We start from the raw sequence: 4,651 nt of genomic DNA on the forward strand, positions 1-4,651 counted from the left end.
AAATATCTATAATTTCAACGCCATCGCCATTTAGATGATCTCTCATAAAACCAGCAAAAAGATGCTCTAAAGTGTGGATTCCCTCAGATGATAAAATCTCTTCGTTTGGCTTAACAAATCTCAAATCGAAAACCGTAATATTATCTCCGCCTGGAGTTTTCATCCCTTTTGCACGACGAACGGCAGGAGCCGGCATAATTGTGTGATCCACACAGAAACTATCTAAGAGCGGCATCTAAATTCCTTTTTTTGTTTTATTGTATCGTTTTTTATTAAACTTCTTTATGTTAAAAAATTAATCGAAAATATTTTATTAAAATTAATATTTTGATTATCTTTAACTTTAAGTTATAATATCTTAAAAAGGATTTTTATGAAATTACTCACTAAAACATCACCCCCCCTGCACATCCACCTAATCTAACTGTTTTAATCAGCCCGACATTTTAAAAAAAACAAAAAAACTAAAGAGGAAAAAATGAAAAAAGTAAGCATAAAAGCAAAGTCTTTGGCGTTGCAGCTCTTTCCACTGCTTGTTATTTTAGTGCTATCGGCACTTATTTTAATTGACACCCAAAAAAGGGAAACAGAACTTCAAAACACCAAAAAGCGTGTATTAGAAGCAGAAGCGATAAGCAAAATTATACACTCTATTCAGATGGAAAGAGGGCTTAGCGTAGGGTTTATATCCAGCGATGGTACAAAAAACAAAGAGAGCATTAAAGACAATAGACAAAGTGTAGATAGTGCAATAAATGAGGCAAAAGCTGTTTATGCTACCAACAAAAACGATACACCTATTTTAGATAATTTAAGTGAACTAAACGAGAAAAGAGCGGCGGTTGACTCACTGAAATTACCAGTTGCTGAAGTTAAAAATTACTATACTAAAATTATCGTTGCACTTATAGATTCAACAATAGTTGTCCCATCTCTTTTAGACGACAAAGAGAGCATAATACTAATTCAAGCATACACGCATATGGCATCGGTAAAAGAGAGCTTTGGTCAAATAAGAGCACTCTTAAATGAGGCATTCTCAAAAGATAGTTTTCCAGAGGGTGGCTACTCTACTCTTATAGGCAGACTTGATGTATATAAAATCAATGAACGAAAATTTAAAACTCTTCTCTCTGATGATTTAAAAATATTTTACAAAAGCACATTTAGTGGCGAAACAGTGAATAACACCATGAAGTTTATCGATGTTGCCACCTCAAAAGGCAGAGACGGTAATTTTGGAGTTGACTCTAAAGTTTGGTTTGATAGCGTAACAGGAAGTATTGAACTACTTAGAAAAGTTGAAATTGAACTCTATAAAACAGTTAATAACTCTTTAGATAAAAAAATAGCTTCCGCTAACAGAGGGATGATGCTAGTAACGCTTTCGCTTATTTTTACATTAGTTATATTGGTCACGGTCACGCTTCTGTTTATAAAGAGCAGTATCTCTAAGCCGATAGAGGACTTTAAAGAAACACTCTCTCTTATTGCTAAAAATCGTGATTTAACTCTAAGAGCAGATGAAAACTTACCGCTTGAGCTATCCGAAATGGCAAAAAGCTTCAACAAGCTATTTGACGAACTAAAAAATCTCATAGATGTCTCAAAACATAGCTCGAGCGAAAACGCCGCAATATCCCATGAGCTCTCAACGACATCTCATAGCGTTGGCGTAAATGTCGAGAAATCTGTTGGAGTTATTAACGAAACCACAAAGAAAGCTAATGAAATAAAGGGTGAGATACAGCAGGCTATTTATGATTCACAAGAGAGCAAAAAAGATATCATAAAAGCCAATGAAAATCTAAATTCAGTAAAAATAGAAATAGTAAATCTTACTTTAAAAGCTCAAGAGAGTGCCGAACTTGAGGTTGAAATCGCTCAAAAGATGGATATTTTATCAAATGAAGCAAACGCTGTCAGAACAGTTCTTAACATCATCTCCGACATTGCAGACCAAACAAATCTTCTTGCCCTCAACGCAGCAATAGAAGCAGCAAGAGCTGGTGAACATGGAAGAGGATTTGCGGTTGTTGCCGATGAAGTCCGTAAACTAGCAGAGAGAACGCAGCGTTCGCTAACAGAGATAAATGCAACCATAAATGTTATTGTTCAGTCCATCATGGATGTAGGCACTCAAATGAGCAGCAATTCAGAGGGCATACAGATTTTAGCAACAAATTCAACTGAAGTGGAAGAGAAAATTAATGAAACAGTCAAGATAGTTCAAGAGGCAGTAAACGCGAGCGACAAAACTGCTTTAAATTTCGAAAAAGCGGGAAAAGATGTTGAAGAAATTGTCTCTCAAATATCTCAAACAAATCAAATCTCTTCACAAAATGCTAGAAGTGTTGAAGAAATTGCAGCAGCGGCTGAATATTTAAACACTATGACAGATGCACTAAATGCCAAACTAGAAATTTTTAGAACTTAAAGTTTTATACTTTTGCGTCTATAAAAAGGTGCGAAAGTAGTTACAGCAGCATTGACTCCGCATTTTCAACGATGCGACTTATCTCTTCTCTGTTTTCTTGTATAGCAGTGCCGAGGCGTATCTCGTAGTGAGATTCTTTGCGTAACTTTTCATTTATTTTTTCGCTATTTTCAGCCGAATCAACAAAGCACGCTAGTAAAAATTGCTTCTCTTCCCATCGCACAAGCATATCACTTTTGCGAATAATGCCCTTAATATCTACTACAAAATCTTTTAAAGTTTTTTCATCAATAGTATCTTGAGTTATTAGGTCTATAATAGTAATTCCAATGATTTTTTTGTTAAAAATTGCTGTATCGTAAAAACTTTTTGAAGTATAAATAAAATATTTTTTATCGTACGCGAGACTCTCTTTATCAATACTTGTATCATTTTCAACCATAATTCGTTTGATTAAATCTTGAGAAATATCAGTAAATATTAAAAGTGTATAATCTAGTACAGGTATTTGAACATCCAGAGTAAAGGCGTATGCTTCAGTTTTATAATCCAACATACTAACAATTTTTTCCTCTTGCGGCAGTTTTATAAACTCATCTACCCAGAGTGCTAAGTTCTCTATTTTTCCAGAGTGAAAATAGCTGTCATAAGGCACAAACCGGTTAAATATTGAACTATATTCTCTCAAAAATTCTTTGGGAGAGTTAATTTTTGTAAAATCTACAAAAGCTTTATTGAAAAGTACAATATCATTTTTATACAAAAGTACAACGAGTTCTTTTTGCGCATTTATCGCTGAGCAAAATAGCACATAATACGGGTTAACACTCTCTTCTTCACCTTTTTGTTCATCTAAAACGCTCATATTTTAACCTTTTTGTATAACTACTTTACGAACACATAATATCATAAGGTCGTTTTATCTCTTTTACAACCTCATCGACACTCATGTGACGAGACTTTCTCAAAAACTCTCTGCTGTCTAAAAAAATTAAAACAGTGGGAATTGCAAAAACGCTAAAGCTTGCGGCTAGCTCTTGTTCTACCGAAACATCAATGCTTATAATTTTCATCTCTCTAAAATTACTATGTAACGCATCTACTAGCTTTGGTTTTAGGGCATGGCACACATTACAAGATGGTGCAGAAAAGTAGAGCATTACCGCTCTGTTTTCTTCTATGTTTTTTCTTATTTCCTCAACTCTTTGCATCTCTTAAACCCCTAATTTTTGTGCAAAATTATACTATAATCGCACTTATGAGCTCAATAATATATTCCATTGCAGGCATCTACTTTTTCATACTCATAGGCTACCTCGCAAAGATGAGCTTCAAAGATGAAATTGATGAGAAAACCATAACAATCATAAATGTTTACTTCCTTCAAGTTTTTCTAACATTTTGGGGACTTCTGATTCGCCCTATAGACATCACTCTACTTTTTGCACCATCTATATATTTTTTAGTTACCATAATCGTTTTAATCTTTTCGGCTTTTGTTGCAAAAAAGATATTTTTAGCGCAAAAAGAGCGCGGGGTCGCAACTGTTTCAGCCATTATAGGAAATACTGGAAATCTAGGAATACCTCTCTGTATAGCCATTTTTGGCGAGGAGTCCATCCCCTATGTAACAGTCATAAATCTTGTAAATATTTTCGTAGTTTATACATTTGGAGTTTTTTACTACTCAAGAGGTGCCTACGACACAAAAACATCACTAAAAAATATAGTAAAACTCCCTATTCTTTGGGCTGCAACGCTAGCCATCGCTCTTAGTTTTTTTAACTTCGTGCCAAACGAAGCTATTATGAAAACACTCATGATGGGCGCTTACGCTTCAATGACAATGCAGCTTTTTTTATTTGGCATCTACCTTTACGGAACGAAGATAAGCGAGATAAGCAAAAAGTTGACTGCGTGGGTTATGGGTATGAAATTTATCATAATTCCAGCCATATCTTTTTTAATTCTCTACAATATTGAGCTAGATTTGACAATCAAAGGAATAATCTTCATAGAGCTTCTAACGCCACTAGCAGTCGCAAATGTAAACATTGCATCGCTTTACGATTGTGAGCCAAGAGTTGTGACCGCCCTTGTATTTATCTCCTCGGCTCTATTTTTAGGAGTTATTTTCGTAGGAATTAAGATTTTAAAATTTTTATAGAGTTGGATTTATGAACAAAATATATGAAATATACGAACAACTAAATG

Annotated in this window: 5 protein-coding genes; 2 read left to right on the forward strand and 3 right to left on the reverse strand. The window is 34.5% G+C overall.

Annotated elements, in window-relative coordinates:
* On the reverse strand, positions 1 to 235 hold a 235-nt coding region (locus PHQ93_RS10575; protein WP_299944181.1), incomplete at its 3' end, for an S-ribosylhomocysteine lyase.
* A 243-nt stretch (positions 236 to 478) separates the two neighbouring features.
* Between PHQ93_RS10575 and PHQ93_RS10580 the strand changes: the two genes are divergently transcribed.
* The gene (locus PHQ93_RS10580; protein ID WP_299944186.1) at positions 479 to 2,437 is read left to right on the forward strand and encodes a methyl-accepting chemotaxis protein; all 1,959 of its coding nucleotides are present in this window, start codon (positions 479 to 481) and stop codon (positions 2,435 to 2,437) included.
* Between the two features lie 40 nt (positions 2,438 to 2,477).
* Here the strand turns inward: PHQ93_RS10580 and PHQ93_RS10585 are convergent, their stop codons facing one another.
* Positions 2,478 to 3,302 carry a hypothetical protein gene (locus tag PHQ93_RS10585; protein ID WP_299944189.1) on the reverse strand — a complete coding sequence of 275 codons (825 nt, stop codon included), beginning with the start codon at positions 3,300 to 3,302 and terminating at the stop codon, positions 2,478 to 2,480.
* Between the two features lie 25 nt (positions 3,303 to 3,327).
* Positions 3,328 to 3,648, reverse strand: a complete 321-nt coding sequence (locus PHQ93_RS10590) for a co-chaperone YbbN (protein WP_299944196.1) — start codon at positions 3,646 to 3,648, stop codon at positions 3,328 to 3,330.
* Between the two features lie 47 nt (positions 3,649 to 3,695).
* Between PHQ93_RS10590 and PHQ93_RS10595 the strand changes: the two genes are divergently transcribed.
* On the forward strand, positions 3,696 to 4,604 hold the full coding sequence (locus tag PHQ93_RS10595; RefSeq protein ID WP_299944199.1) for an AEC family transporter: 909 nt from the start codon (positions 3,696 to 3,698) through the stop codon (positions 4,602 to 4,604).
* Positions 4,605 to 4,651 lie beyond the last annotated feature (47 nt).

Source organism: Sulfurimonas sp., from assembly GCF_028714975.1.
In the GTDB taxonomy this organism is placed as follows: domain Bacteria; phylum Campylobacterota; class Campylobacteria; order Campylobacterales; family Sulfurimonadaceae; genus Sulfurimonas.